Source organism: Ancylobacter sp. G4_0304 (assembly GCF_047501495.1).
GTDB lineage: Bacteria > Pseudomonadota > Alphaproteobacteria > Rhizobiales > Xanthobacteraceae > Ancylobacter.
Genome location: NZ_JAZDRM010000025.1, coordinates 39,758 through 65,038 on the forward strand (window position 1 = coordinate 39,758; position 25,281 = coordinate 65,038).

At 67.9% G+C, this 25,281-nt stretch carries 25 protein-coding genes, 1 tRNA gene and 1 pseudogene; 15 read left to right on the plus strand and 12 right to left on the minus strand.

Going from position 1 to position 25,281, the window contains the following annotated elements; all coding sequences use genetic code 11:
* Window positions 1-9 precede the first annotated feature (9 nt).
* The 3 genes from VRZ77_RS14925 to VRZ77_RS14935 all read right to left on the minus strand — a co-directional run bounded on the left by VRZ77_RS14925 (window position 10) and on the right by VRZ77_RS14935 (window position 3,578).
* On the minus strand, window positions 10-774 hold the full coding sequence (locus VRZ77_RS14925; protein WP_414593432.1) for an SDR family NAD(P)-dependent oxidoreductase: 765 nt from the start codon (window positions 772-774) through the stop codon (window positions 10-12).
* A gap of 165 nt (window positions 775-939) precedes the next feature.
* Window positions 940-2,532 carry a rhodanese-like domain-containing protein gene (locus VRZ77_RS14930; RefSeq protein ID WP_414593433.1) on the minus strand — a complete coding sequence of 531 codons (1,593 nt, stop codon included), beginning with the start codon at window positions 2,530-2,532 and terminating at the stop codon, window positions 940-942.
* A gap of 65 nt (window positions 2,533-2,597) precedes the next feature.
* The gene (locus tag VRZ77_RS14935) at window positions 2,598-3,578 is read right to left on the minus strand and encodes a Bug family tripartite tricarboxylate transporter substrate binding protein (protein WP_414593434.1); all 981 of its coding nucleotides are present in this window, start codon (window positions 3,576-3,578) and stop codon (window positions 2,598-2,600) included.
* Between the two features lie 98 nt (window positions 3,579-3,676).
* Between VRZ77_RS14935 and VRZ77_RS14940 the strand changes: the two genes are divergently transcribed.
* Both VRZ77_RS14940 and VRZ77_RS14945 read left to right on the plus strand, forming a co-directional pair.
* A complete protein-coding gene (locus VRZ77_RS14940) occupies window positions 3,677-4,141 on the plus strand; it encodes a tripartite tricarboxylate transporter TctB family protein (RefSeq protein WP_414593435.1) in 465 nt (154 codons plus the stop codon).
* Window positions 4,141-5,640, plus strand: a complete 1,500-nt coding sequence (locus VRZ77_RS14945) for a tripartite tricarboxylate transporter permease (RefSeq protein ID WP_414593436.1) — start codon at window positions 4,141-4,143, stop codon at window positions 5,638-5,640. Before VRZ77_RS14940 ends, VRZ77_RS14945 begins: the two co-directional genes overlap by 1 nt.
* A gap of 9 nt (window positions 5,641-5,649) precedes the next feature.
* On the opposite strand, the gene VRZ77_RS14950 is transcribed toward VRZ77_RS14945, so the two are convergent.
* A complete protein-coding gene (locus VRZ77_RS14950; protein WP_414593437.1) occupies window positions 5,650-6,213 on the minus strand; it encodes a TetR/AcrR family transcriptional regulator in 564 nt (187 codons plus the stop codon).
* A 145-nt stretch (window positions 6,214-6,358) separates the two neighbouring features.
* Between VRZ77_RS14950 and VRZ77_RS14955 the strand changes: the two are divergent.
* Window positions 6,359-6,638 (plus strand): annotated as a pseudogene (locus VRZ77_RS14955) (hypothetical protein); the annotation flags it as partial.
* Window positions 6,639-6,709: 71 nt separating this feature from the next.
* Here VRZ77_RS14955 and VRZ77_RS14960 read toward each other — a convergent pair.
* Window positions 6,710-7,984 (minus strand): MFS transporter, encoded by a 1,275-nt coding sequence (locus VRZ77_RS14960; RefSeq protein WP_414593438.1) that lies wholly within the window; start codon window positions 7,982-7,984, stop codon window positions 6,710-6,712.
* Between the two features lie 660 nt (window positions 7,985-8,644).
* Between VRZ77_RS14960 and VRZ77_RS14965 the strand changes: the two genes are divergently transcribed.
* The 4 genes from VRZ77_RS14965 to VRZ77_RS14980 are packed head-to-tail and all read left to right on the plus strand — an operon-like array spanning window position 8,645 to window position 13,378.
* Window positions 8,645-9,514: a sugar ABC transporter substrate-binding protein gene (locus VRZ77_RS14965; RefSeq protein WP_414593439.1), complete on the plus strand. Its 870-nt coding sequence runs from the start codon at window positions 8,645-8,647 to the stop codon at window positions 9,512-9,514.
* A gap of 3 nt (window positions 9,515-9,517) precedes the next feature.
* Window positions 9,518-11,143, plus strand: coding sequence for a sugar ABC transporter ATP-binding protein (locus VRZ77_RS14970; protein WP_414593440.1), 1,626 nt, complete (start codon window positions 9,518-9,520; stop codon window positions 11,141-11,143).
* On the plus strand, window positions 11,140-12,123 hold the full coding sequence (locus VRZ77_RS14975) for an ABC transporter permease (RefSeq protein ID WP_414593441.1): 984 nt from the start codon (window positions 11,140-11,142) through the stop codon (window positions 12,121-12,123). The genes VRZ77_RS14970 and VRZ77_RS14975 overlap by 4 nt, the downstream gene beginning before the upstream one ends.
* 34 nt (window positions 12,124-12,157) lie before the next feature.
* The gene (locus VRZ77_RS14980; RefSeq protein ID WP_414593442.1) at window positions 12,158-13,378 is read left to right on the plus strand and encodes an acyl-CoA dehydrogenase family protein; all 1,221 of its coding nucleotides are present in this window, start codon (window positions 12,158-12,160) and stop codon (window positions 13,376-13,378) included.
* 42 nt (window positions 13,379-13,420) lie between these two features.
* On the opposite strand, the gene VRZ77_RS14985 is transcribed toward VRZ77_RS14980, so the two are convergent.
* The gene (locus tag VRZ77_RS14985) at window positions 13,421-14,626 is read right to left on the minus strand and encodes a hypothetical protein (RefSeq protein ID WP_414593443.1); all 1,206 of its coding nucleotides are present in this window, start codon (window positions 14,624-14,626) and stop codon (window positions 13,421-13,423) included.
* A gap of 68 nt (window positions 14,627-14,694) precedes the next feature.
* Window positions 14,695-15,336, minus strand: a complete 642-nt coding sequence (locus tag VRZ77_RS14990) for a TetR family transcriptional regulator (RefSeq protein ID WP_414593444.1) — start codon at window positions 15,334-15,336, stop codon at window positions 14,695-14,697.
* Window positions 15,337-15,498: 162 nt separating this feature from the next.
* On the opposite strand from VRZ77_RS14990, the gene VRZ77_RS14995 reads away from it, so the two are divergent.
* From VRZ77_RS14995 to VRZ77_RS15005, 3 genes are all read left to right on the plus strand, one after another.
* Entirely contained in the window at window positions 15,499-16,059 is a 561-nt protein-coding gene (locus VRZ77_RS14995) for a flavin reductase family protein (protein WP_414593445.1), read from the plus strand.
* Window positions 16,060-16,065: 6 nt separating this feature from the next.
* Complete coding sequence (locus VRZ77_RS15000; RefSeq protein WP_414593446.1) at window positions 16,066-16,836, plus strand: sulfite exporter TauE/SafE family protein; 771 nt, start codon at window positions 16,066-16,068, stop codon at window positions 16,834-16,836.
* 346 nt (window positions 16,837-17,182) lie between these two features.
* A complete protein-coding gene (locus VRZ77_RS15005; protein ID WP_414593447.1) occupies window positions 17,183-18,517 on the plus strand; it encodes an MBL fold metallo-hydrolase in 1,335 nt (444 codons plus the stop codon).
* Window positions 18,518-18,677: 160 nt separating this feature from the next.
* On the opposite strand, the gene VRZ77_RS15010 is transcribed toward VRZ77_RS15005, so the two are convergent.
* Window positions 18,678-18,753, minus strand: a tRNA-Ala gene (locus VRZ77_RS15010).
* A 238-nt stretch (window positions 18,754-18,991) separates the two neighbouring features.
* On the opposite strand from VRZ77_RS15010, the gene VRZ77_RS15015 reads away from it, so the two are divergent.
* From VRZ77_RS15015 to VRZ77_RS15025, 3 genes are read left to right on the plus strand one after another with little or no spacing between them, the layout of a single operon-like run.
* Window positions 18,992-19,432, plus strand: a complete 441-nt coding sequence (locus VRZ77_RS15015; protein ID WP_414593448.1) for a hypothetical protein — start codon at window positions 18,992-18,994, stop codon at window positions 19,430-19,432.
* Between the two features lie 48 nt (window positions 19,433-19,480).
* A complete protein-coding gene (locus VRZ77_RS15020; RefSeq protein ID WP_414593449.1) occupies window positions 19,481-19,759 on the plus strand; it encodes a YggT family protein in 279 nt (92 codons plus the stop codon).
* A 9-nt stretch (window positions 19,760-19,768) separates the two neighbouring features.
* A complete protein-coding gene (locus VRZ77_RS15025) occupies window positions 19,769-20,086 on the plus strand; it encodes a DUF167 family protein (RefSeq protein WP_414593450.1) in 318 nt (105 codons plus the stop codon).
* Between the two features lie 12 nt (window positions 20,087-20,098).
* Here VRZ77_RS15025 and VRZ77_RS15030 read toward each other — a convergent pair whose 3' ends face one another.
* The 3 genes from VRZ77_RS15030 to VRZ77_RS15040 all read right to left on the minus strand — a co-directional run bounded on the left by VRZ77_RS15030 (window position 20,099) and on the right by VRZ77_RS15040 (window position 22,969).
* Window positions 20,099-20,608 carry an N-acetyltransferase family protein gene (locus tag VRZ77_RS15030; RefSeq protein ID WP_414593451.1) on the minus strand — a complete coding sequence of 170 codons (510 nt, stop codon included), beginning with the start codon at window positions 20,606-20,608 and terminating at the stop codon, window positions 20,099-20,101.
* Between the two features lie 126 nt (window positions 20,609-20,734).
* Window positions 20,735-22,561, minus strand: coding sequence for a translational GTPase TypA (gene typA / locus VRZ77_RS15035; RefSeq protein ID WP_414593452.1), 1,827 nt, complete (start codon window positions 22,559-22,561; stop codon window positions 20,735-20,737).
* A 126-nt stretch (window positions 22,562-22,687) separates the two neighbouring features.
* Window positions 22,688-22,969 carry a hypothetical protein gene (locus tag VRZ77_RS15040; protein ID WP_414593453.1) on the minus strand — a complete coding sequence of 94 codons (282 nt, stop codon included), beginning with the start codon at window positions 22,967-22,969 and terminating at the stop codon, window positions 22,688-22,690.
* Window positions 22,970-23,247: 278 nt separating this feature from the next.
* Here VRZ77_RS15040 and VRZ77_RS15045 point away from each other — a divergent pair, with 278 nt between their 5' ends.
* Window positions 23,248-23,493, plus strand: a complete 246-nt coding sequence (locus tag VRZ77_RS15045; RefSeq protein WP_414593454.1) for a hypothetical protein — start codon at window positions 23,248-23,250, stop codon at window positions 23,491-23,493.
* 6 nt (window positions 23,494-23,499) lie between these two features.
* Here the strand turns inward: VRZ77_RS15045 and VRZ77_RS15050 are convergent, their stop codons facing one another.
* Window positions 23,500-24,663: a site-2 protease family protein gene (locus VRZ77_RS15050; RefSeq protein WP_414593455.1), complete on the minus strand. Its 1,164-nt coding sequence runs from the start codon at window positions 24,661-24,663 to the stop codon at window positions 23,500-23,502.
* 106 nt (window positions 24,664-24,769) lie between these two features.
* Here VRZ77_RS15050 and VRZ77_RS15055 point away from each other — a divergent pair, with 106 nt between their 5' ends.
* Window positions 24,770-25,273: a pyridoxamine 5'-phosphate oxidase family protein gene (locus VRZ77_RS15055; protein ID WP_414593456.1), complete on the plus strand. Its 504-nt coding sequence runs from the start codon at window positions 24,770-24,772 to the stop codon at window positions 25,271-25,273.
* The last annotated feature ends 8 nt before the right edge of the window (window positions 25,274-25,281 follow it).

A 25,281-nucleotide genomic window follows, 5' to 3' on the forward strand; every position in this document is an offset into this window, starting at 1 on the left:
CATAGCGGATCAGGGCAGATACATGCCGCCGTTCACATGAAGGGTCTGGCCGGTGATGAAATCGCCGGTGGGCAGGGCGAGCGTGCGCACGATCTCCGCGACATTGCGCGGCGCGCCCTCATGGCCGACCAGGATGTGGCCACCGCCCGGAAAGGCGCCGCCCTTGCCGGACGTCGCTGAACGCGTTCCCCCGATCCGTCCCGGAACCACCAGGTTCGTGGTGACGCCCTGCGCCCCGAATTCGACGGCGAGCGCCTTGGTGAAGCCGACCAGCGCCGCCTTGGCGGTCGCCACATGCACGCGATGCGACACACCCGAATGGGCGCTGATTCCGCCGATGGTAATGATCCGCCCGAAGCCGTTGCGCACCATCGCCGGCACCGCCGCGCGGGTGACGAGGAAAGCGCCCTCCACGCACACGGCATAGACCGAGCGGAAGGCGGCAAGGCTCAGTTCCTCGAACGGGACTTCGCCGCGTATCGCCGCATTATTGACCACGATGTCGAGACGGCCCTCCTGCGCGAGGATGTCACCCACCAACCCCTCGACCTCGGCCTCCACCGTGATGTCGGCGAGCTTAGCGGTCGCGCGTCCGCCCTCGGCGCGGATCTGCGCGGCCACCGCCTCGATCTCGTCGCGCGCGGATTTGGCATGGACCACGACATGCGCGCCCTCGCGGGCCAGCAGCAGGGCGGATTCGCGGCCGATGCGCCGCGACGCACCGGTGACGAGGGCGACGCGCCCGGCGAGCGGACGCGGATCGGGAGAGCTCATGATGTTCCTGTGGAAGCTGCGCCCGGCGGCTGGCGCCGGCACATGTGACGCCTGATTGGAAGGGGTCGTGCGCACCCGGCGCACAGCGCGCGACGCGTGTGGACCGGCCGCGCACGGAAAAGGACCTTGCGCGCATCCGGCGCGCAAGGCGGGAGAGGAAGGGTCCTAGCGCGCCGGCGTCAGGCGATAGCCCGCGCTGCCGTCCTGTTCGATCTGGCCGGGAAGCTGAAGCTCCCAGTAGAGATAGGCCCGCGAATGCGCCGCGTTGCCGTTGTGCCGGTTCTCGTTCCAGAACAGGAAATCGATGCGCTCGGCATCGGCCGGGATGTCCGGCGAGGCGGCGACCGGCAGGCCGGCCTGCGTCCAGGCAGCAAGACCGCCCGCGAGCACCGCGACCTCGGCATCGGTGATCTCTGCCAGTTCGGCCGCCGCCAGCGCGGCAACGCCATCCTCCTCGCCGACCACGAGGAGCCGTGCGGGCGCTCCCAGCGTCGCCGCCGTCGCCGGCAGGCGCGGCCGGATCGACCAGACCGCGCCGGCCGGTTGCGCCGCGCGATAGGTCGCGCTGGAGGTCACGGAAACGATCGCACCCGAACCGAGCCAGGCGAGCGCCTGATCCACCGGAACCGCGTTCACCTGCGGCACTGCCGGCGCGGCGGCCGGCTCCTGCCGGGACGTGCGCGGCGCGGCGGGATCGAGGATCGCCACCTCCCAGCCGAGCTGCTTCAGCCAATAGGCGGTGATGGTGGCGCGCACACCGTCATCGTCCGCCAGCACGAGGCGCGCGCCGCGGACCGCCACCTGCGTGTCCAGCTTCTGGAGCAGCTGCCCACCGGGCGCCGAGCGCGCGCCCTCGGCATGGCCCTCGGCATATTCGGACGGCGCGCGCACGTCGAACACATAGGTCGTGCGGCTCTCATCGGCCTGCCACGCCGCCAGCTCGCTCTGCGAGAGGATCGGCAGGCCATGCTCGGCGACGAGGCGCGCCGCGCGCGCCTGCCCCGCCTGCCGCGCCGCGTCGGAGGGGGCGCCGCTGGCGCGCGCCCCGCGCTCCAGCTCGAAGCCGGCGAGGCGCCAGCCCTGCGTGCCGCCTTCCAGCGCGGCGACCCGGTTGGGAATGCCCGCGGAAATCAGGCTCTGCGCGCCCATGATGCCGCGCGTGCGCCCGGCGCAGGACACCACGACGAAGGTGTCGTCGGACGGGATGAGGTCGGAGATGCGGTGGACCAGATCGACGCCGGGCGCGTTGACGGCGCCGGGCACATGGAAGCGCTCGAATTCCTCGACGGTGCGGTTGTCGATCACCACCAGCCTGTCGCCGCTCTCGACGCGGGCCTTGAGCTCGGCGGCGCTGATATGGGGGGTGCCGAAGCTGTGCTCGACCACCTCGGCGAACGCCTTGCTGGGCACGTTCTCGCCCTCGAACAGCGGCCGCCCGGTCTCGCGCCATGCCGCGGCGCCGCCGTCCAGCACCCGCACATCGCTGTAGCCGAGCGCGTCCAGCCGCTGCTGCGCCCGCGCGCCGACGCCATCGCCGTCATCGACCAGCACCACCGGCACCCGCTTGCGCGGCACCAGGCGGCCAATGTCGAGCTCCAGCCGGCTATAGGGCAGGTTCACCACCAGCAGCGGGTGCAGGAGGCCGTACTGCCCTTCCTCGCGGACATCGATGAAGGCGATTTCGCCGCCGCTGTCGATCTGCGCGGCGACCTCGCGGGCCGACACAATGCGGGCCGGCGGCGGAACATGCGTGTTCATGCCAATTCCTTGGAAAGCGAAAGGGAGGGAGCGGGCCGCACGGCGCGGCCCACCGGAGCCGGGGCTCATTCGACCTTGATGTTCGCAGACTTGACGACCTCGCCATATTTGGCGAAGTCGTCGCGCACCAGCTTGTCGCCCTCTTCCGGCGTGCCGGCGACGACCACATAGCCCTGCCCTTCGAGGAAGGACTTCACCTCGGGATCGGTCAGCGCGGTGCGGAAATCGGCGCTGATCTTCTCCACGAGGTCGCGCGGCGTGTTGGAGCGCACGAAGAAGCCCTGCCAGCTCGCCAGCGCATAGCCCTTCACGCCCTGTTCCTGGATGGTCGGCACGTTCGGCAGCGCGGTCGAGCGTTCGGCGGTGGTGACACCGAGGCCGACGAGACGGCCGGCGCGCACATGTTCGGTCACGGCGGCGAGCGTGATCATCACGGCGTCGACATGGCCGCCGAGCAGGTCGGTGGTGGCCGGAGCGCCGCCCTTGTAGGGCACATAGGTGTATTTGGTGCCGGTGGCCTGGGCGAGCACCTCATGGGCGAGGTGACCGGCGCCGCCATTGCCCGGCGTGCCGACCACCAGCTTGCCGTCCTTCTCCCGGGCGAGCTTGAGATAGTCGTCGAGCGTCTTCACGTTCAGCTCGGGACGGACGACCAGGATCTGCGGATTGGCGACCGCTTCGGTGACGACCGAAAAGTCCTTGATCGGGTCATAGCTGAGCTCGGCGCCGAAGAAGATGGCGCTGAGCGGCACCTTGTCGCCGGCGACCACGATGGTCAGCCCGTCCGCCGGGGCGCGGCTCGCCTTCTCCAGGCCCAGCGAGCCGCCCGCGCCGCCGATGTTCTCGACGATGGGCTCGACGCCCCAGATCGCGCCGAGCTTGCGGGCGACGGTGCGCGTCAGCGTGTCGGAACTCGCGCCGGCGGAGGCGGTCACGATGACGGTCGGCGTCTTCGAGGGGTATTTGGGCGCCTCCTGCGCCACGGCCGCCAAGGGGAGCCCGGCCAGCGCCGCGACGGCGGCGAGAACCCTGAGGGAATGCTGCATTGATCCGCTTCCTGATTGAGATGGCGGGGATAATAAGTTTGACAAACCTAATGTCTAGTATTTTTATAGCCTATATCGTTTATCACTCAGGTGCCTTAATGTTTCCGTCCGTCCAGCGCGATCTCCTCACCGCGTCCATTGCTGCCGTCTTCGCTTCCGTCATGCTCTACGCCGGCTGGGCGCTGCCGCTCGGCACCGCGTTGCGCATGGGCCCGGGTTATATTCCGCGCCTCGTCGGCCTCAGCCTCATCGGCGTCGCGCTGCTGCTTCTCGGGCGGGCCGTGCTGAACTGGCGGCTGGACCGGCGCGGGGAAGCCCACCCGATGGCGGTGAACTGGAAGGGCCTCATCACCATCGGCGCCGGCGCGCTCAGCTTCGCCGTGCTCATCCAGCATTACGGCCTGCTCGCCAGTGCCGTGGCGGCGGTGGTGATCACCTCGCTGGCGCAGACCGCCCACAGCTTCATCGAGCGCTTCGTGGTGGCGGGCGTTCTGGCCGGCTTCTCCAGCCTTGTGTTCGTGGTCGCCCTCGAACTTCCGCTGCCGATCCTGCCGTCCTTCTGATGGAACTGCTGGCCAATCTGGGTTTCGGGTTCGGCGTCGCCGCAACCTGGGACAACATCCTCTATTGCTTCATCGGCGTCGTGCTCGGCACGCTGGTCGGGGTGCTGCCGGGCATCGGCCCGGCCACGACCATCGCCATCCTCCTGCCCGTGACCTTCGACCTGTCGCCGGTCGGCTCGCTGATCATGCTGGCCGGCATCTATTACGGCGCGCAGTATGGCGGCTCGACCACGGCGATCCTGGTCAACATGCCGGGCGAAAGCTCGGGCGTGATCACCGCGCTCGACGGCCACCAGATGGCCCGCCAGGGCCGGGCCGGCGTCGCGCTGGCGATCGCGGCGATCGGCTCGCTGTTCGCCGGCACGGTCTCCACCCTGTTCATCGCCGCCTCGGCCAGCTCGCTGACCGAACTCGGCCTGATGTTCGGCCCGGTGGAGAACGTCGCGCTGATGGTGCTGGCCATCGTCGCGGTGGTGGTCATGGGGCGCGGCTCGGTGCTCAACGCGTTGCTCATGGTGCTCATCGGCTTCGCGCTGGGCATGATCGGCACCGACGTGAACACCGGGCGCGCGCGCTTCACCTTCGGCATACCGGAGCTGCGCGACGGCATCGACTTCATCCCGCTGGCCATGGGCCTGTTCGGCATTGCCGAAATCCTGCGCACCCTGGAAGCGCCGATGCAGCGCGATGTGCTGATGCGCAAGATCAGCGGGCTGTGGCCGAAATGGGAGGACCTGAAGGCGTCCTTCATGCCGATCGTGCGCGGCACGGCGGTGGGCACCATCATCGGTATCCTGCCGGGCGCGGGCACGCTGCTCGCCTCCTTCTCGTCCTACATGCTGGAGAAGAAGATCTCGAAGACGCCCGAGCGCTTCGGCAAGGGTGCCATCGAGGGCGTCGCCGCGCCGGAGAGCGCCAACAACGCCGCCGCGCAGACCAGCTTCATCCCGATGCTGACGCTCGGCCTGCCGTCCGGCTCGGTCACCGCGCTGATGATCGGCGCCATGACCATTCACGGCATCTCGCCCGGCCCGATGGTGATGACGCAGCGCCCGGAGCTGTTCTGGGGCCTGATCGCCAGCATGTGGATCGGCAACGCGCTATTGGTGCTGATCAACCTGCCGCTCGTCGGCATCTGGGTTGCGGTGCTGCGCATCCCCTATCGACATCTTGTGCCGGCGATCATCCTGTTCTGCTGCATCGGCGCCTATGCGGTGAACAACAGCCCGGTGGATGTCGTGATTCTGGTCGCGGCCGGGGCGTTCGGCTACTTGCTGTCGCGCCTTGACTGCGATCCGACGCCGCTGCTGCTCAGCTTCATCCTCGGCCCGATGCTGGAGGAGAATTTCCGGCGCTCCATGATCATCAGCCATGGCGACCCGTCGATCTTCTTCGGCCATCCGCTCAGCGCCTCGCTGCTCGCCGTCGCGGTACTGATCCTGATTGCCAGCGCCCTCCCCGCGATCCGCCGCAAGCGCGACGAGGTGTTCGTGGAATAGCGCGGCGCGTCAGCCCGCCTTCAGCCGCTTGCGGCAGATATCGAGGATGCGGTCGGAGAGTTCCGGGTCGTCGCCGCAGGCGCGCGCCAGCACGATCGCGCCGACAAGGCTGGAATAGAGCGCGAGCGCCTCGTCCTGCGCCTCCTCGCGCAGGCCCAGCGCCGCGCCCAGCCGCTGCGCGGCGCGGCGTATGCCGCGGGCCATCGCGCCGCGCACCACCGGCGCCGCCCGCGCCGCCTCCGAACCGAGCGCCGCGACAGCGCAGCCGCGCTCGGGATGATCGCGATGCGCGGCGGCGATATAGGCGTCGACAAGGGCATCGACCGGCGCATCGGACGCCCGCGCCGTCTCTGCCAGATAGTCGGAGGTCGCGCCCAGCGCCCGCTCGATGATCTCCGCGACGAGTTCGTCCTTCGAGCCGAAATGCGCATAGAAGCCGCCATGGGTGAGGCCGGCTTCCTTCATCAGCGCCGGCACGCTCACCCCGTCAATGCCGTCCCGGCGGAACAGCGCGCCGGCCTTCTCCAGAATCCGCTCGCGCGTCTCCGCCTTGTGTTCCTTGCTGAGAGGCATGTCGCTCTCCTACTTTCGGCGGCTGCTCCGCGCCCGCCATCTTCCATTATGACCATAATATCAAATGATCAGCATCTTGCCATCGCGAAGTGGCGACCGACGCCCCTCACCCACCGGGGCCGCCGCCGCGGCGTCCGATCCGCGAAAGGCGAACGATGCGCTGGCCCCGATCTTCCCGATCATGATCCGGCTCACTTTGCTGATGGTGTCCCTCACCGCGCCGCTCGGGCTGGCGGCGTGGTGCCGATGCTGCTGTTCTTCCAGGTGCCGTTCGGCTTCAACGGCATCCTCGGGCTCATCGGCCGGTCCGGCATCCTGATGCGCAACACGCTGATCCTGATCGACCAGATCCACGTCAACGAGCAGGCGGGCCTTGGCCCTATGAGGCGGTGGTGGAGGCGACAGTGCAGCGGGCGCTGCCGGTTCCGGCCGGGCGATGCCCGGACCTACCCTGCGGCGTCCATCCCCGCGGGCTGAACCGGAACCGGCCCTGCCCTCACAGGCCCCCGCGCTCGTCTCCCGCGCGCGGGGGCGGCGCGGCCGGGGCCGTCCGTTCCGGCGTGAACACCCCGCGGCGGGTGAACGCGACGGCGGACAGGCACAGCGCGCAGGCCACGGCCGACGCCCCGATCAGCGGCGCCAGCCCGAACCATTCCGCCAGCCCGCCGATCAACGCGGCGGCCGCCGCCGGGCCGGCGCGGAAGATAAGCCCGTACAGCGCCATGGTCCGGCCGCGAAACTCGCGCGCGGCGAAGAGCTGCGCCAGCGACTGCATGCCGATATTGCACATGACATGACCGAGCCCGGCCAGCGCGATCAGCGCGATGGCGATCTGCCCGTGGCCGACGATGCAGAACCCCAGCAGCGCCAGCGCCATGCTGATGCCCGCGCCATAGGTGACGCGCGCCAGCGCCGGGATCGAGCGCCGGCGCAGCATCCACGCCCCGCCGGCCAGCGCGCCGATGCCCTGCGCGCTCATCAGCAGCGACAGCATCGCCGGCCCGCCGCCGAGCATCTGGCCGGCAATCGCCGGAAACAGCTCGGTGAACGGGCGGCCGAGCAGCGAGAAGGCCAGCACCATCAGGAAGATGGTCGCCACCGGCGGCGTGCGGGCAATGTAGCGGTAGCCGGCGACGACATCGTTGAGGAACGCGCCGCGGCTGGCGGCGCCCGGCCGGTTCAGCGCCGGGCGAAGGACGAGCAGCACCAGCGCCATGGTGCCGAACGCCCCGATATTCACCAAAAACACCATGGGCGTGGCGAAATAAATGATGATCGAGCCCGCCACCGCCGGCCCGACGGACCGCGCCACATTGAACCCGATCGAGTTCACCGCGATCGCCTGCGCCATGTGCTTCGGCCCGGCGAGCAGGCTCACCGCCACCATGCGCGCCGGCTGGGCGAGGCCCTGCCAGGTCGCATCCGCCAGCGCGAGCGCCCAGAGCAGCCAGATCGTCATCATGCCGGTTTCGGTAAAGGCGTAGAGCAGCAGCGCGACCAGCATGGCGCAGCCCTGCAGCAGCAGGTTGAGGCGGAACAGGTTGCTGCGGTCGACCAGCACGCCCGAGGACGGCGCGACCCAGAGCGCGGCGACCAGTTCGGTCAGCGCCATCGCCCCGACCCAGCCGACCGAATGGGTGAGGTCCCAGGCCAGCCAGCCGATGGCGAGACGCTGCATCCAGGTGCCGGTCGAGGCCACCGACTGCCCGATGGCGTAGATGACGAAGCCCCGGCGGCTGGTCTCGGCGTTCTCCGGCTGGGGCGCGGGCATGGACGACATCCTGAAGGCAACGCGCCCGGCGCGGCGCCGGGCCAGAGGAAACGGCCGGACGCACAGCCGGCAGGCACGGCAGACGGATCATGGCGCCTGCGGGCGGGCACGCACTGCGGCGCGGCGCGCGGCGTATGAGGCCCTTCGCCGCGCCGGAAAGCCATGCGCCCTCTCCCGCGACGGGGAAAGGCGAAACCGCGGCCGTCGTCCGTCCATCCACAACCGTGCGGGCGGGCGCGGGCACGCTGCCGTCGCTCATGGCGATGATCGCCTCGCGCCGCGAGCACGGCCAGAACAATGTGGTCCCGCGCGCATCGCCCGTTCCGTCCCGCGGCGCGGATCCTCGCGCGGCGCCCGCGCCGGGCAGCGTGAACGGCGTTGCGGGGCCAGGAGCCGGCGGCCGTCGAGCCGCGCGCCCGCGCTCGGAAAATAGCCACGCTGCAAACGAAGCGGGCAGCGCAGACCGGCGCGGCACGATTATAAAACAATTGTTCCGTAAAAATCGGCTGGCACGACGCTTGCTTGAGAGTGGCACATCCTGAGGCGAAAGGTGGAAAGACTGCAATTCCGATCAAAAGACACACTAAAGTTGTGCTAGCCGTGGCGCTCTCCTGGGGTTTCGCTCTCCCTACTCCAGTACTCGCAGCCGACAAGATAAGCATGGGTCTTGTTGTCGAAACGCTGGGAAATCCGTACTTCGCCTGTGTTACAGGCGCGGCGAAGGACGAGGCGGCCAAGCTCGGCACGGTTGATCTTACCGTTGTCGGCGCCTCCCTCGGAACCGATCTGGTCGGCATGACCCGCATGATCGATGACATGATCCAGAAAAAGGTCGATGTCCTCGCCTTCAACGCGCTCGATCCCAACGCGATGATGAGCACGGTCAAGAAGGCCAAGGATGCCGGCCTCAAGGTGCTCACCTTCTCGGACGACACCGCCGAGCCGGTGGCCGACCATTTCATCGGCGGCTTTCCGCAGGAAGGCGCGAAGCAGGCCGCCAAATACGTCGCCCGCAAGATCGGCGGCACGGGCAAGGTGGCGATCCTCGAAGGCGTGCCGGGCAACATGTCCTCCATCCTGCGCCGGCGCGGCGTCGAGGAGGGGCTGAAGGAATATCCCGACATCCAGGTCGTCGGCGTCTGGGCGGCCAACTGGGACCGCGCGCAGGGTTTCCAGAAGGCGCAGGACATCCTCACCTCCAATCCCGACCTCAAGGCCATCGTCGCGGTCAATGACGAGATGGCGCTCGGCGCGCTGCAGGCGGTGCGCTCGGCCGGCAAGGAAGGCAAGGTCGTCATCTCCGGCTTCAACGGCGTCGAGCAGGCGGTCAAGGCGGTCTATGCCGGCGAACTGGCAGCGACCGTCATGGTGTTCTGCCAGGAAGAGGGCAAGGAGCTGGTCCACACCGCGCTCTCGGTCATGAAGGGCGGCGACAAGGCGGCCTATCACGTCGACACCGGCACGGTGATGCTCGACACCACCAGCCTGCGGGCGGTCGGCTCCATGCTCGGCGCTCCCGCGGCGAAGTGAACGATGGAGCATTACCCGCCCCATTCGCTGGAGCCGGCGGCGGCCGAGCCCCCGGCACAGGATCGGTCCCGCGCGGGGCCGATCCTGAAGCTGCAGGCCATCCGCAAGACCTATTCCGGCGTCGTCGCGGTCGATGGCGTGGATTTCGACGTGCTGCCGGGCGAGACCCACGTCCTGCTCGGCGAGAACGGCGCGGGCAAGTCCACGCTCATCAAGCTGATCGCCGGCGCCATCGACAAGGACAGCGGCACCGCGCTGTTCGACGGCCGCCACCTCGACGGGCGCCTGCCGCAGCAACGCCGCGAGGACGGGCTGGCCGTGATCTATCAGGAGCTGAGCCTGGTTCCGGGCCTCTCCGTCGCCTCCAACATCTTCCTCGGCCGACCGATGAAGCAGGCGAGCCTCCTTGCCGCGCTCGGCATCGAGCCGCGCGGGCGGATGCTGGCCGCCTGCCGCGCGCTGTTCGCGAGCCTCGGCATCGAGATCGATCCGCGCGAGAAGGTGGAGAACCTGTCCATCGCCCAGCGCCAGCTCGTCGAGGTGGCGCGCGCCATGGCGTTCGAGTCGAAGCTGGTGCTGATGGACGAGCCGACCACCGCGCTCGGTCCGAAGGAGAAGGAGGCATTGTTCCGCATCATCGCGACGTTGAAGAGCCGCAAGGTCGCGATCGTGTTCATCTCGCACATTCTCGAAGACTGCCTCGCCATCGGCGACCGCATCACCGTGCTGCGCGACGGTCGGCTGATCAAGGTGTTCGGCAAGGGCGAGGCGGACGAGGCGGCGCTGATCGCCGCCATGACCGGGCGCGCCCGCGCGCTGCCCGCCGCGTCCGGCCCGAGGGCGCCGCGCGCGCCGGCCAAGGTCATCGAGGTGCGCAACCTCTCGGTGCCGAAGCGCTTCTCGAATGTCAGTTTCGACCTGCATGAGGGGGAAATCCTGGGTTTCGCCGGGCTGGTCGGGGCCGGGCGGACCGAAGTGATGGAAGCGCTGTTCGGGGCCGGGCCACGTCCGAGCGCGGGCGAGATCGTGCTGTTCGGCACGCCGGTTTCCCGCATGACGCCCGGCCGAGCGCTCGCCGCCGGCATCTCGCTCTTGACCGAGGACCGCAAGAAGCTCGGCATCATCCCGCGGCTCGCCATTTCGCAGAACATGGCGGTGTCCGGGCTCAACCTGCGCGGCTCCAGCCTGCGCAACCGGCTGCGCAGCCTCGGCGTGCTGGTCTCCGGCGCGAAGCTGCGCGCCTTCGCCCGCGAGATGATCGCCCGCCACGGCGTGCGCGCCTCCTCCGGCGAGCAGCTCATCTCCCATCTGAGCGGCGGCAACCAGCAGAAGGTGCTGCTGGCGCGCGCCATGGCGGCGCAGTCGCGGATCATCATCCTCGACGAGCCGACCAAGGGCATCGATGTCGGCGCGCGCGAGGAAATCTACGCGACTCTGCGCGCGCTCGCGGCGAATGGCGCCTCGCTCATCGTCGTCTCCTCCGAAATCCCCGAGGTGCTCGCCCTCGCCGACCGCATCGTGGTGATGGCCCATGGCCGCATCGCCGGCGTGGTCGAGCGCGCGGACGCGACGCCGGAAGGGATCCTCAACCTTGCCTTCGACCGTGAACCCGCGCGGAGCCCCTCATGACCGACCAAGCCGCCGCCCTTTCGCTGCCCACGCCGCTGCGCAGGCTCGCCGACATCATCAGCCGCAACGGATTGTGGGTGACGCTGGCGGTCATCGTCGCCGCATTCTCCTTTCTCGCGCCGAACTTCATGACGCTCTCGAACATCATGAACGTGCTGCTGCAATCCTCGAATATCGGGATCATGGCGGCCGGGCTGACGCTGGTGGTGATCTGCGGCGAGATCGACCTCTCCGTCGCCTCGCTGCAATCGCTCGGCGCCTGCATCGTCGCCATTCTCGTCATCAACATGGGCGTGCCGATCCCGATCGCGATGGTCGCGGCGATCCTCGCCGGCGGGCTGGCGGGGCTGGTGAGCGGCACCATCGTCGGCACCTTCGCGGTGCCGGCCTTCATCATCACGCTGGCGATGGACAGTTTCGGGCGCGGCATCGCGCTGATCATCACCAACCAGAACTCGGTGTTCGGCTTCCCCCAGTCGTTCAGCGTGTTCGGGCAGGGCTATCTGGGGCCGGTGCCGGTCGCCGCGCTGATCGCCGGCTTCGTGTTCTTCGTCCTGCACATCGTGTTGTCGCGCACGGTGCTTGGCACCAACATCTACGCGGTCGGCGGCAATCGCGAGGCGGCGCGGCTGGCGGGGATCAACATCTTCGCGGTCAAGGTCGCGGTGCTCACCATCAGCGGCCTGTGCGGCACCACGGCCGGCGTGCTCATGGCCTCGCGGCTGATGGCGGCGCAGCCGATCATGGGCATGTTCGACCTGATGGACGTGATCGCGGCCGTGGTGATCGGCGGCGCCTCGCTGCTCGGCGGCGAGGGCCGGATGCTCGGCACCATCCTCGGCACGCTGATCATCACCTTCATCCGCAACGGCCTGAACCTGATGGGCATTCCCGCCGACTGGCAGCTCATCGCCATCGGAATCATCATCGTCATCGCGGTGCTGACCGATTTCTCCAGCCGGCGCGCCAACGCCGGCTGACCGACATCCAGCAAACGTCAGGAAGGACAAAGCCATGCTTGGTCAAAGCATTGCAAAGGAGACGCTCGCCCCGGAGCCGCTGCGCAGCGCCGATCTGGCGGCAGCGGCCGAGGCCATGATCCCGCTGCTGCGGGAGACCTCGCCGCGCACCAATGCCGACCGGCGGCCTCCGCCGGAACTGTGCGCGCAGCTGAAGGCGGCCGGCTTCCCGCGCATGTTCCAGCCCGCCCGCTATGGCGGCGCGCAGGGCGCGCTCACCGACGGCGTCGACACGCTGCGCGCCATCGGGCGCGGCTGCGGCTCCACGGCATGGATCGTGGTGCAGAACATGATGCACAATCTGATGATCGCGCACTGGCCCAAGGAGGCGCAGGACGCGGCCTGGGGCGCGAGCCCGGACATGATGGCAAGCGGCATCCTCATCCCCGGCGTCGGCCGCGCCCGCAAGGTCGAGGGCGGCTATACCCTCTCGGGCCGCTGGCCGTTCGTCAGCGGCGTCGACGTGTCGGACTGGGTGATCTTCACCGGCGACGTGCACCTGCCGGACGGCACGGTGGAAGACCGCCATTTCCTGGTGCCGCGCGCGCAGGTCGAGATCATCGACACCTGGTACACGATCGGCCTCAAGGGCTCGGCGAGCAACGACGTGGCGCTGAACGAACTGTTCATCCCGGCGCACATGTCGATCACCATGGAGCAGCTCAAGGGCCATGGCCGCAGCCCCGGCTCGAAGGTGAACACCGCCCCGCTCTATCAGATTCCGCCCTATGCGATCTTCGGCTGCTACATCGGCAGCGCGCAGCTCGGCATCGCGGAAGCGGCGGTGGAGCACTACGTCACCCATGCCCGCAAGCGCGCCGCCACCATGTCGAGCACCGCCATGGCGAGCTACGTCACGCAACAGGTGAAGGTCGCGGAAGCACAGACCGCGGTGCGCGCCGCGCGCGAACTGATCTACAGCGTGGTCCGCGAGGTCGAGGCCCTGTTCGCGGCCGGCGGGCAGACCACGCTGGAGGACCGCACCCGCTACCGCGCCATGGCGACCTATGCCGGCAAGCTGGCGGCCTCCGCCGTGAACATCGTGGTCGAGGCCGGCGGCGGCACGGTGATCTATGACCGCAACCCGGTCTCGCTCTGCGTCTCCGACATGACGGTCGCCAACCGCCACACCACGCAGAACTGGGACGTCAACGCCTCGACCTATGGCCGGGTGCTGCTCGGCCTGCCGAGCGGCGTGCCGGCCTTCGAGGACTGAGCGTAACAGGAGCAACGGCCGGCCCGGCGCCGGCCGTTTGCCTCATAGCGATTGCGAGGACAGGGGCAGGCGCAGCCTCGTGCGGCCGTGCTCGGTGGAATTCACCTGCCAGTTCATCGTGGTGTGGCGGCTGGCGACGATGACGTCCTGGTAGAGCCGGGCGATCGGGTTGTCCTGATAGGTGCCGCGCGCGCCGGTAAGGTCCCACACCGCCTCGGCGGCCGAGCGGGCGAGCCGGCCAGCGAAAGCGGCGTTGCAGCGGTAGTTGGAACGCTCGATCGCCGAGAGCGTGTGGCCGCTCTGGGCGAAGTCCATCATCTCCTCGGCATCGGCGCGCAGCAGCGCCTCGGCGGCCTGCAGCGAGGCGGAAATGTCGCCCACCGCCATGTGGTGGGTGGCATAGGCCGTGGTCTCGGAATCCGACATCAGCGCCCGGCGCCGCCGCGACTGCGAGAGGAAGGTCTCGAACATGCTCTCGGCGATGCCGATCACGGCGGAGGCCAGCAGCAGGCCGAAGCTCATATGCGTCGGCAGCCGGTACATGGCGGAAGGGTTGATCTGCGCGCCAGGACTGTCGCCGCCCTTCATATGAGCGATGGCGAGCGACATGTGCTCGGGGATGAAATGGTTCTCCAGCGTGATGTCCTGGCTGCCCGAGCCCTTGAGGCCGATCGAATGCCAGGTGTCGAGGATGGTCAGTTCCCTGGTGGGCAGCAGGAAATAGCGCTCCTCGTCCGGCGCGTTGGCGCGCTCCACCATGGCGGTGACCATGCACCAGTCGGAGGCCTCGACGCCGCTCACCAGCGGCCAGGTGCCGGAGACCAGATAGCCGTCGCGGCTCGGCACCGCGCGCCCGAGGCGCGGAATGATGATGCCGCTGACCAGCGCGTCGGGCTCCTGCCAGATGCGCTCCTGCGCGGCGGCGGGCCAGCGCGCGAGCATGTAATTGTGCATGATGTACTGGGCGAGGCACCAGGCGGTCGACGGGCAGCCGCCCGCGATCGGGATCAGCACGTCGATAATGGCGCTGATCGGCGCCTCCGCCCCACCGAAGCGCACGGGCTGCAGCAGCCGGGCGATGCCGGAACTCTTGAGGTCGTCGCGGGTCTCGTCGGTCAGGGAACGCTTGGCGTCGGTCGCGTCGGTGCGGGCGCGCAGCGTCGGGATGAGATCCTCGGCGCGCCGGATGAGCTGGCCTCCCGTGGCGGCCGGATGCTCCGATGCCTTCCACCGATAGATTCCCGTCACATGCCTGCTCCTTGTGCGATGCCGGGCGTTCGCCGCGCCCGCGCCCGTACATGCAAGCCGCGCGCCTTTCAGGAGGCCGCGCCGCGAATATCGGCCAGCGGCGCCCGGGAAAACGACGTGCGCAGCTGCGCCTCCAGCAGGTCCAGCAGCATGTCGCGGCGCTGGGCGGTATCGGCGTCGGACGGTGCGGCGGAAGCGACCATGAAGCCGCCGAGCGCCATGGTGACGAAGCTGGCGGCGATGCGCCCGGCCGGAATGTCGGTGGAGAAATCGCCGGCATGCAGGCCCTGCGACACGATGCTTTCCACGCTCTCGGTCAGCCAGCGCTGGAGCCGCTGGAGTTCGGCCTGGATGATCTGGTCGAACGGCAGGCGGCCATAGAGCGCGATCCAGAAACTCGCGCCCGGCAGCTCGAACGCCTCGGGCCGGGTCATGAGTTCGACGAGGGCCTGGAGCCGCTGCTTGCTGGTGGAGTTGCGCCGCTCGATCTTGTTGATGGTGCGCGCGAACTTGCTGCTGGTGTCGCTGATGGCGTCGATGATGATGGCGCGCTTGTTGGCGAAGTAATGCGTGATCACCCCCGCGGAGACGCCGGCGACGTCGCTGAGCTCGCGGATGGTCAGGTCGCGCCAGCCCTGATTGGCGAGGATGCTGACGACAGCATCGATCACTTGGCGGCGGCGGATGACCTCCATACCCAGTTTCGGCATGCCCTTTGCGGTCTCCCTCGCGCGCAGGCCGGTGCGGCGGCCGAGCCGGCGGCCAATGCGGCGTACGCGGTAATAATGAGCGTTTCAACGGGCGAACGCCATTGTGTTTGATAGATCAGATGTTATAAAACGTTTGTTCCATTTAAGCGTCGGTTGCCGCCTATGAACGACCCCGCCTCTCCCGACCGCCCGATGCTCGCCGCCGCGCCCGAACGGCCCGGCCCAGCGGCGGAGAGCGACCGCGAGCGGTTCATCGCGGCCATGCGCCGGGTCGCCTCCAGCGTCAGCGTCATCACCACCATGACCGAGCGCGGCCGCATGGCGCTCACCGTCAGTTCCTTCCTCTCCATCTCCGCCGACCCGCCGCTGGTCGCGGTGTGCATCCACCGCAAGAGCCCGATGGCGGCGGCGGTGGATCGCTCCGGCATTCTCGCCGTGCATGTGCTCGCCGAGCATCAGGGCGATGTCGCCGACACCTTCGCCGGCCGCCCGCGGCAGGGCGCGCCCTATGACCTCTCCTGCACCGAATGGCTGGAGAGCGCGGAGGGCGGCGAGCCGGCGCTTGCCGGCGCGGCGATCTCGCTCGAAGGCCGGATCATCGGCGGCCACGATGCCGGCTCGCACCGGCTGTTCATCGCGCAGGTGCGCCAGGTCCGGCTCGGCGAGCATCCGCCGCTGCTGTACTGGGACCGCGCCTATTCCGCGCCCGCGAAGATCGCCTGACCGGCGATGCTCTCCGATCTCCTGAATCTCGATGCGCTGAATCTCGACGCGTGGACGCTGTTCCTCGCCGTGGTGGCGGCCGCGACCATCGGCCTGTCCAAGGGGGGGCTGCAGATCGCCAGCATGTTCGCGGTGCCGGTGCTCGCCATCGCCCTACCCCCGCTGGTTGCCGCCGCCACGCTGCTGCCGGTGCTGATCGCGGCGGATGTCGTCAGCGTCGTCGCCTATCGCAAATATGCCGACTGGCGCCTCCTGAAGGTGCTGCTGCCCGGCATGCTCGCGGGGGTCGGCGTCGGCTGGCTCACCGCCTCCTGGGTGCCGGTGCCGTGGATTATGTTCACCATCGGCGCCATCGGCCTGTTCTATTGCGTGCGCACCGTCCTCGCGCCGGCGCGCACCGCCTCCTCCACCCGCGCCGGCCTGTTCTGGAGCCTCGTCAGCGGCTTCACCAGCTTCATCTCGCATTCGGGTGGGGCGCCCTACCAGATCTTCATGGCCTCGCAGCCGATCCTGAAGCTGGCCTATGCCGGAACCACGGCGCTGGCCTTCGCGACGGTGAACCTCGTCAAGATTTATCCCTACTGGCGGCTCGGCGCCTTTGAGAGCGGGCTGTGGCAGCTCTCGCTGCTGCTGATCCCGGTCGGCGCGCTGTTCACCGCGATCGGCATCGGGCTGCTGAAGATCGTCTCCGAGGCGACGTTCCGCCGGGTGCTCGACGTCGCGCTGTTCGCCATCTCGGCCAAGCTTATGTTCGACGGCATCGCCGCCGCGCTGTGAGGTCGCTCGCCCGCTCGGGGAGACCCGCGCGATGAACGTCACCCGCCGCTTCGCAGCGCCGATCCTGCGCCGACGGCGCGCCGAAAGCGCCGAAAAATAATCTACTAATTGAATATATTTTTATTGACCCGCGTCGGCCAAGCTGGTGTGATGAGGATGTCCACGCTGCTGCTGCGCCTCCGGCCAGCCCGGCCGGCGTGATGAGCCCAACGGGCGACCATGAAGGGGGCGACCATGATCTGGACCTGTCGACGCCGCTAAGACGTCCTGACGACTTCACCTGAAATTTCAACGGCCTGTACGAAGGTGCCCTGCGCCTTCGCGGCCAGCCTGTGGACATTTTCCCATGACTGCACTTACCCGCCGCGGCATTCTCGCCGCCACGGCCGCGCTCGGCCTGCTGACCGCCGCCCAGACTGTCATCTCTCCCGCTTTCGCGGCCGATGTCGTGATCGGCTACCAGACCGGAGCGGACCCCGCCAAGGTTGCCCAGGCGGCCGGAGCCTATGAGAAAGCGACCAAGACGAATATCGACTGGCGCAAGTTCGACAGCGGTGCCGACGTGATCGCCGCCATCGCCTCCGGCGCGATCCAGATCGGCTATGTCGGCTCCTCACCGCTCGCCGCCGCCGCCAGCCGCGAGGTTCCGATCGAGACCATCTATGTCGCCGCCCTGCTCGGCGACGCCGAGGCGCTGGTGGTCCGCAACGGCGCGGGCATCGAAAAACCCGCAGATTTCAAGGGCAAGAAGGTCGCCGTGCCCTTCGTCTCGACCACGCATTATTCCCTGCTGGCGGCGCTCAAGCACTGGGGCGTCGACCCCAAGAGCGTCGAAATCCTCAACCTGCGGCCGCCGGAAATCGCCGCCATGATCGATGGCCCGTGGCCGATTGTGGGAGAGGACCGGCCATCTGCCGAAGTCGAGCAGCTCATGAAGGCCAATCTGCTGCCGGAGAACCGCTTTCGGCCCGGCTTCTCGCCGACGCTGGTGAATACCGGCTCGGAATTGGTGCTGTTCGATGCCGGCAATGGCGCCGACGGCTTCGTACCGCCGCCGGTCGGCGGGTGGCTGGTAAAGTCGCTTCAAGCCGCAGGCTACAGCCCCGAGCAGGTCGATGTCGTGGTGCTGACCCACGCCCATCCCGATCACATTGGCGGCCTGCTGGCTGACGGCAAGCCAGCCTTTCCGAAGGCGCGCTATGTTATCGGCGGCCGGGAATACGACTTCTGGAAATCAGATGCCCCGTTAGCGGCTCCGAAGGAGAGCAACGAGTACAAATCAGCGCTGCTGTTTCGCTCGCATCTTCAGCCACTTGCCGAGCGTACGAGCTTCGTGAAACCCGACGAGCCTGTCTTGCCGGGCGTCACCGCCGTGGCCGCGTATGGTCACACCCCCGGACATCTCGCCTATCATCTGGAGAGCGAGGGGAAGGAAATGCTGGTTTGGGGCGACTGCGCCCATCACGAACTGGCCTCGCTCGCCAGGCCGGAGTGGCACGCCCTGTTTGATCAGGACAAGGAGATGGGCGCCACGACCCGCAAGAAGATCTATGACATGGTCGCAACCGGCCGGATTCCGGTCGCCGCCTATCACACCTCTTTCCCGTCGATCGGCTATGTCGCGCGCAATTCGGCCGGCGGCTACCGGTGGGTGCCCGTCAGCTACCAGCTGGATTTCTGAGGCATGTGATCGGGTTACGGGCTGTCTCGGACGGGCGCTCCAAGAGTGCCCCGAACTCGATAATCGCGCACCGGCGGGCCGAAATCGAGACGCCTGTTGGGGCATGCGCAGCAGCGCATGCCACGATGTTCAATTATTTCAATTAATTAGGCCAGAAGCTTGGTGGAGCCGAGGGGATTTGAACCCCTGACCTCTGCAGTGCGATTGCAGCGCTCTCCCAACTGAGCTACGGCCCCACGCTTCAGGCCGCGCCTTGTACGAGGGCGGCGGCCTTGCTGTCAAGGCGCCTTGAAGGGCTGCCCACACCCTGCTTCCGGCGGCCGGGAAATTGCCCGAAAAGCCGGCCTGCGCGCCCGTCCCGTGGCAATCCTTCAGCTCCAGCACGAGCTTGTTGTCGCAGCCGGCCGCAACCGCCTCATGCGCCTCCGCGCAGCACTTCAGCGGCAGTACCCGCCAGATCGCCGGGCGGGTGACGTGAAAGCCGTGGATGGCGAGCCCCCGTCTGACGGACGTCGCGAATCGCCACCTGTGAGCGAGCGAGAACTCGGCTGGGCACCGTCGCGCCGCGAGGCCAGGCTGACCATCGCGCTGAAGGACGGGCGCCGGCTGTTCAGGCACATCACTGCGGTACGCGGCACCTCCGACAACCCGATGCCGCGCGCGGAGGTCGTCGCCATGGTGCGGGAGCTGATCGCCCCGATCTTCGGCGAGGCGAAGACCCGGCAGCTCATCGAGACGATGCTTGCACGGCCCCGGCTCAGCGCGATGACCGACTCGGCGCGCTGCTGCGCGGCTAGGAGCGCAGCGGCCGGCCCCGGCCGTGAGGGAGAGAGTGAAGGGACACCCCGGCCGGCTACGACCGGGCGCAGGCCTGCGGCGCGAAACGGGGTTGCCGCAACGCAGCGGCGCCATTAAGCATCCTTCAAGGCCGGCATCGTGCCGGAGTTCCCGTCGAGGCTCCCGATGTATTCCATTCTCTGGTTGTTCGACACGCTGATCACGCTCTATGTCTGGATTCTCATCGCCTCGGCCATCCTGTCGTGGCTGGTGGCGTTCAATGTCGTCAATCCAAGCAACCAATTCGTGCGCAATCTCGGCGAGTTTCTGTGGCGGGTCACCGAGCCCGTGCTGGCGCCGATTCGCCGTATCCTGCCCAATCTCGGCGGCATCGACGTCTCCCCGGTGATCCTGATCATCGGTCTCTATTTCATCCGCAACCTTGTCTTCGAAATCCTGGCCTGAGCCGGGTACATGAGCGAGGTGCCCGCCTGGACCCTCGCGCCGGACGGCCTCGTAATAACCGTGCGGGCCACCCCGCGCGGCGGGCGCGACGCCATTGACGGCGTGGTCGCGCTGGCCGACGGCCGGCAGGCGGTCAAGGCGCGGGTGAGCGTGGCCGCGGAGGACGGCAAGGCCAATGCCGCGCTGGCGCGTCTGATTGCCAAAGCGGCGGGCGTGGCCCCGTCGAACGTGGAGCTGCTGAGCGGGCCCACCGCGCGGCTCAAGACCTTCCATGTAAAGGGCGATCCGGCGGAACTTGTGGCCCGGTTCGCCGTGCTGGGCGATTAGTCCCGCCTCGCCTCAGGCATTCCAGCCGAAGGCCAGCTTTTCCAGCGTGCGACCGCCAAAGGTTTCCGAGGAGCGGGCGACGCCCATGCCGCCGAGCGCGCGGTAGAAGCCGAGCGCCGGCTCGTTCGCCGCGAGCGCCCACACGGCCACGCCCTCGAAGCCGGCATTCACCAATTCCTTGCGGGAATCGGCGAACAAGCGGCGGCCGAAGCCAAGCCCCTGATATTCCGGCCGTAGGTATAGTTCGTAGATTTCGCCCTCATAGGGCAGGCCCCGGGCGCGGTTGCGGCCGAGATTGGCATAGCCGGCCACGGCATCGCCGAAGGTGAGCACCAGGACGCGGGAGCCGCGCTTGAGCGCTGTCTCCCACCAGCCCGGGCCGCGCCGCTGGATCATCTTCTCAAGCTCGGCGCCGGGAATGAGGCCGCGATACGCCGCACGCCATGCCGTATCGTGGATATCGGCAACGTCCGTTGCGTCAGCCGGGCGAGCCCGGCGCGTCTCGATAAGAAGCGTGCTCATGCCCCTGATGGGAGCAAAACCGCACCTCGGGATCAAGAGGATTTCTCAATCAATTCTCGTACGCAGGGTGGAGGCGTGGCTGTAATGCCACGCCTGCGACCCGCGGGAGCCGTCAGGCCGGGGCGATCAGACGCCCTCAGCCTCCTTGCGACGCTCCTCGCGCTTGCGCTCGTTGGGGTCGAGGAAGCGCTTGCGGATGCGAATCGACTTCGGCGTCACCTCAACCAGTTCGTCGTCCTGAATCCAGGCCAGCGAACGCTCCAGCGTCATGCGGATCGGGGGGGTGAGGCGGACCGCCTCATCCTTGGAGGTGGTGCGGATATTGGTGAGCTTCTTGCCCTTGAGCACGTTCACCTCGAGATCGTTCTCGCGGTTGTGCTCGCCGACGATCATGCCCTGATAGACCTTCCAGCCCGGCTCGATCATCATCGGGCCGCGATCTTCGAGGTTCCAAAGCGCATAAGCCACCGCTTCGCCGGCCTCGTTCGAGATCAGCACGCCGTTGCGGCGGCCGGGAATCTCGCCACGATGCGGCTGATAGGCGTGGAACAGCCGGTTCATGATCGCGGTGCCGCGCGTGTCGGTCATCAACTCGCCCTGATAGCCGATCAGGCCGCGGGTGGGGGCGTAGAACACCAGGCGCTGGCGGGTGCCGCCGGAGGGCTTCATCTCCACCATCTCGGCGCGGCGCTCGCTCATCTTCTGCACGACGACACCGGAATATTCCTCGTCCACGTCGATCAGCACTTCCTCGATCGGCTCAAGGATTTCGCCGCTCTCGCTCTTGGTGAACACCACGCGCGGGCGGGAGACGGCGATTTCGAAGCCCTCGCGGCGCATGGTCTCGATCAGCACCGCGAGCTGGAGTTCGCCGCGGCCGGAGACGAAGAACGAATCCTTGTCGGCGGATTCCTCGATCTTCAGCGCCACATTGCCCTCGGCCTCGCGCAGCAGACGGTCGCGGATCACGCGGCTTGTGACCTTGTCGCCCTCGGTGCCGGCGAGCGGCGAATCGTTGACGATGAAGGTCATGGTGACCGTCGGCGGGTCGATCGGCTGCGCCTTCAGCGGCGTGTCGACGGAGAGGTCGCAGAACGTGTCGGCCACGGTGCCCTTGGACAGGCCGGCAATGGCGATGATGTCGCCCTGCACGCCCTCTTCGATCGGCTGACGCTCGATGCCGCGGAAGGCGAGAATCTTGGAAACGCGGCCCTGTTCGACCAGCGAGCCGTCCTGCGCCAGCACCTTGATCGACTGGTTGGGCTTGATCGAGCCGGAGGTGATGCGTCCGGTAATCATGCGGCCGAGGAACGGATTGGCTTCCAGCAGGGTGCCGATCATGCGGAACGGGCCGTCGTCGACGGTGGGCTCGGGCACATGCTTGAGCACGAGATCGAAAAGCGGCGCCATGCCCTCGTCCTGCGAACCGTCGGCCGAGGTATTCATCCAGCCATTGCGGCCGGAGCCGTAGAGGATGGGAAAGTCGAGCTGATCGTCGGTGGCGTCCAGCGCCGCGAACAGGTCGAACACCTCGTTGATGACTTCCTGCGAGCGGGCGTCCGAGCGGTCGACCTTGTTGATGGCGACGATCGGCTTGAGGCCGACCTTCAGCGCCTTGCCGACCACGAACTTGGTCTGCGGCATCGGGCCTTCGGCGGCGTCGACCAGCACGATGGCGCCGTCCACCATGTTCAGGATGCGCTCGACCTCGCCGCCGAAATCGGCATGGCCGGGGGTGTCGACGATGTTGATCCGGGTGTCCCTCCAGACCACCGAGGTGGCCTTGGCGAGGATGGTGATGCCGCGCTCCTTTTCCAGGTCGTTGGAATCCATCACGCGCTCGGCGACACGCTGGTTCTCACGATAGGAGCCGGACTGCTTCAGCAGCTCGTCCACCAGCGTGGTTTTGCCGTGGTCGACGTGGGCGATGATGGCGATATTGCGCAGCTTCATAAGATCAACACCAAAAAGCGGGCCCGAAAGGCCTCGGACCCGCGCCAGAATTTTGCGGCGCACTATACGCAGAAAGCCTTCAAAGGCAACGCCGGCGCCGCGTAAAACCTGTCACGCCGTGCGCTTTCAGCTTTCCCGACGTAATTCCCAGAGCCGGCGTATCTGCGCCGCGCGCAGAATTTCGCCGTCCGGCGTGCGCAGCCAGGCCACTTCGCGCCCGGCCGGGGCCTGGGTCATGGCGAAGGCGACGGCATCCTCCACGCTCTCGAATTCGAGGCTGTCGGGCCAGTTGTCCGGAGCACGGACATCGTGGGAGGGCGGCCAGTATTGCAGCCGCGCGGGCTCGTGCCCGGTGGGGGCTTGCGTCGCGGACGTCGTCGCGTCGGATGCAGTGTGGTTTTCCATCATCGCGTTGCTCCTTGCCTTTACCAGGGCGCGCCCATCGCCGGCGCGCCGGCTTGGCCCGTAAGCGGGCTGACCCATGCGCGCCGATCTTACGCGCCGGGCCTTGCGCGCGGCACACGCATGGGGACTGGAAGAAACGCCGGAGGCCGCCGCCGGTTCCGTACTCGTCGGCGTGGGTTTCGCGTTTGCCCGGCATAATCGCACCGGCACAGTGAACTCGCGGGCGCCCGGAGAGTTGTCATGGCATGATGCCACCACAGTCTAGCGGAAAGGATTTCGGGATGAACGGGCGCAACACGTCGCCGGCCCCCACGCCGAGCGAGAAGGAAATCGACGAAACCCTGGAGGAGAGCTTCCCCGCGAGCGACCCACCGGCCTTCACCGGCGTGACCGGGGCGGAACCGCCTCCCCGCGAGCCGAAGCCGGAGCCCGACTACACCGAACCGGAAGTGGACGAAGCACTGGAGGAGAGCTTCCCGGCGAGCGATCCGCCGGCCTTCAGCGGCATCACCGGCGACGAGAAGTAGGCGCGCTCAGCGTGGCCCCGTCGGTCCGCTGCGAGGACCGGCGGCCGGCCCTTCGCCCCGCTTCGCCCAGGGCCCGAAGCGGGCATCGGGCTGGGCAGCGCGCAACATCATCATCTCGCCGACATTCTCCGGCGACAGCAACCCCACCAACCTGCCTTCGCCGTCAAGCGCCCCGAGAACGGGAGCGCGAGTCTCGCTCAGCTTCTTCAGCGCCGCGTCGAGTGGCGCGCGCAGCGGCAGCGTCGGTACGTCGCCCTGCATCGCCTCCAGCACCGAAGCGCCCGGCCCGCCGGCCTGGAGCGCGCGGATCATCGCGTCGCGCGTGAGCACACCGCGCAGATGGCCGGCGCCGTCCACCACGGGAAATTCCTTCTGCGTGGTGCGGATCAGCGCCTCGGCGGCGTCGCCTACGGTGGATTGCGGCCCGAGGCTCTCGAAGTGGGTGATCATCGCGTCCTGAACCAGCACGCCCTGCGCCGCCTGCTTCATCTGCACCGTGCCCGCCTCGCCGGACGCGGCGAGATAGACGAACACCGCGATGATGATCAGCATCGGGTTGCCGAAAATGCCGAGCAAGCCCAGGCCTATGGCGAAGGCCTGGCCGATCGACGCCGCGCGCTGGGTCGCCTGCGCGTGCGGCATGTTCATCGCCAGCACCGCGCGCAGCACCCGCCCGCCATCCATCGGAAAGGCGGGCAGCAGGTTGAACACCACGAGGAAGATGTTCGCCGCCGCCAGCTTGGCGACAAGGCTTGCCTGCGGGTTCTCGATCTCCTCGATATGCTCCATCCCCAGCTGCGCGCCCTGTGCGGCGAGCACCAGCAGCAGCACCGCAGCGATCACCACATTCACCGCCGGCCCCGCCAGCGCCACCACCAGTTCCTCGGACGGCTTTTCCGGGATGCGCTCCAGCCGCGCGATGCCGCCGAACGGCCATAGCGTAACCTCCGGCGTCTTCACCCCATAGCGGCGCGCCGCGAAGATATGACCGAACTCATGCAGCAGCACGCAGGCGAACAGCAGGGCGACGAAGGCTACCCCTTCCCACGCCGCGCCGATGCCGCCCTGCTGGTAATAGGCGAACCAGATCCACACCAGGAACAGCAGGAAGGTAACGTGGATGCGGACCGCCGTGCCGTAGACGTAACCGACGGTGAGCGACCAGGGCATGGCAATCTCCTCGGGCTGGGAAACACAACCATAACCCAGCACGGAACCGCTTGCCGCTCCCGCGTGTTGCCGTCCCGAACCGGATATCGTCAGGGAGACGGCTAACATGAACGAGAATGAGCGCAGCACAGCCGAGGCCATCGATCGTGCCTGGGAGATGATGGAGGACATCCGCATCTGCATGCTGGTGACCCGCGAGGGTGAAACCTTGCGCGCTCGCCCGATGGACGCCCACCCCTCGCGCGAGGAAGGCTGCATCTGGTTCCTGTCGGACCGTCGCGGCCACAAGGACGACGAGCTGAACCGCGACCCGCAGGCGGCGCTGACCTTCGCCAAGCCGGGCGACAATGCCTATCTCTCGGTCTCAGGTCAGGCCGAGGTCTCCAATGATCGCGCCAAGATCGACGAGCTGTGGAGCGACATGAACAAGGCGTTCTGGCCCAAGGGCAAGACCGACCCGAACATCTGCGTCGTCCGCTTCCTTCCCGAGCGCGCTGAATATTGGGACGGGCCGTCGACCTCGATCGGCGTGCTGTTCAAGATGATGGCCGCGCGGATTTCCGGCTCGCCCACCGATCTCGGCGAGAACCGCAAGGTGCCGCTGGACTGACCCGCCGC

Coding starts and splice junctions, on each gene's coding strand:
- VRZ77_RS14925 (WP_414593432.1), bottom strand. CDS start 774: ATGAGCTCTCCCGATCCGCGTCCGCTCGCCGGGCGCGTCGCCCTCGTC.
- VRZ77_RS14930 (WP_414593433.1), bottom strand. CDS start 2,532: ATGAACACGCATGTTCCGCCGCCGGCCCGCATTGTGTCGGCCCGCGAG.
- VRZ77_RS14935 (WP_414593434.1), bottom strand. CDS start 3,578: ATGCAGCATTCCCTCAGGGTTCTCGCCGCCGTCGCGGCGCTGGCCGGG.
- VRZ77_RS14940 (WP_414593435.1), top strand. CDS start 3,677: ATGTTTCCGTCCGTCCAGCGCGATCTCCTCACCGCGTCCATTGCTGCC.
- VRZ77_RS14945 (WP_414593436.1), top strand. CDS start 4,141: ATGGAACTGCTGGCCAATCTGGGTTTCGGGTTCGGCGTCGCCGCAACC.
- VRZ77_RS14950 (WP_414593437.1), bottom strand. CDS start 6,213: ATGCCTCTCAGCAAGGAACACAAGGCGGAGACGCGCGAGCGGATTCTG.
- VRZ77_RS14960 (WP_414593438.1), bottom strand. CDS start 7,984: ATGCCCGCGCCCCAGCCGGAGAACGCCGAGACCAGCCGCCGGGGCTTC.
- VRZ77_RS14965 (WP_414593439.1), top strand. CDS start 8,645: ATGGGTCTTGTTGTCGAAACGCTGGGAAATCCGTACTTCGCCTGTGTT.
- VRZ77_RS14970 (WP_414593440.1), top strand. CDS start 9,518: ATGGAGCATTACCCGCCCCATTCGCTGGAGCCGGCGGCGGCCGAGCCC.
- VRZ77_RS14975 (WP_414593441.1), top strand. CDS start 11,140: ATGACCGACCAAGCCGCCGCCCTTTCGCTGCCCACGCCGCTGCGCAGG.
- VRZ77_RS14980 (WP_414593442.1), top strand. CDS start 12,158: ATGCTTGGTCAAAGCATTGCAAAGGAGACGCTCGCCCCGGAGCCGCTG.
- VRZ77_RS14990 (WP_414593444.1), bottom strand. CDS start 15,336: ATGCCGAAACTGGGTATGGAGGTCATCCGCCGCCGCCAAGTGATCGAT.
- VRZ77_RS14995 (WP_414593445.1), top strand. CDS start 15,499: ATGAACGACCCCGCCTCTCCCGACCGCCCGATGCTCGCCGCCGCGCCC.
- VRZ77_RS15000 (WP_414593446.1), top strand. CDS start 16,066: ATGCTCTCCGATCTCCTGAATCTCGATGCGCTGAATCTCGACGCGTGG.
- VRZ77_RS15005 (WP_414593447.1), top strand. CDS start 17,183: ATGACTGCACTTACCCGCCGCGGCATTCTCGCCGCCACGGCCGCGCTC.
- VRZ77_RS15020 (WP_414593449.1), top strand. CDS start 19,481: ATGTATTCCATTCTCTGGTTGTTCGACACGCTGATCACGCTCTATGTC.
- VRZ77_RS15025 (WP_414593450.1), top strand. CDS start 19,769: ATGAGCGAGGTGCCCGCCTGGACCCTCGCGCCGGACGGCCTCGTAATA.
- VRZ77_RS15030 (WP_414593451.1), bottom strand. CDS start 20,608: ATGAGCACGCTTCTTATCGAGACGCGCCGGGCTCGCCCGGCTGACGCA.
- typA (WP_414593452.1), bottom strand. CDS start 22,561: ATGAAGCTGCGCAATATCGCCATCATCGCCCACGTCGACCACGGCAAA.
- VRZ77_RS15040 (WP_414593453.1), bottom strand. CDS start 22,969: ATGATGGAAAACCACACTGCATCCGACGCGACGACGTCCGCGACGCAA.
- VRZ77_RS15045 (WP_414593454.1), top strand. CDS start 23,248: ATGAACGGGCGCAACACGTCGCCGGCCCCCACGCCGAGCGAGAAGGAA.
- VRZ77_RS15050 (WP_414593455.1), bottom strand. CDS start 24,663: ATGCCCTGGTCGCTCACCGTCGGTTACGTCTACGGCACGGCGGTCCGC.
- VRZ77_RS15055 (WP_414593456.1), top strand. CDS start 24,770: ATGAACGAGAATGAGCGCAGCACAGCCGAGGCCATCGATCGTGCCTGG.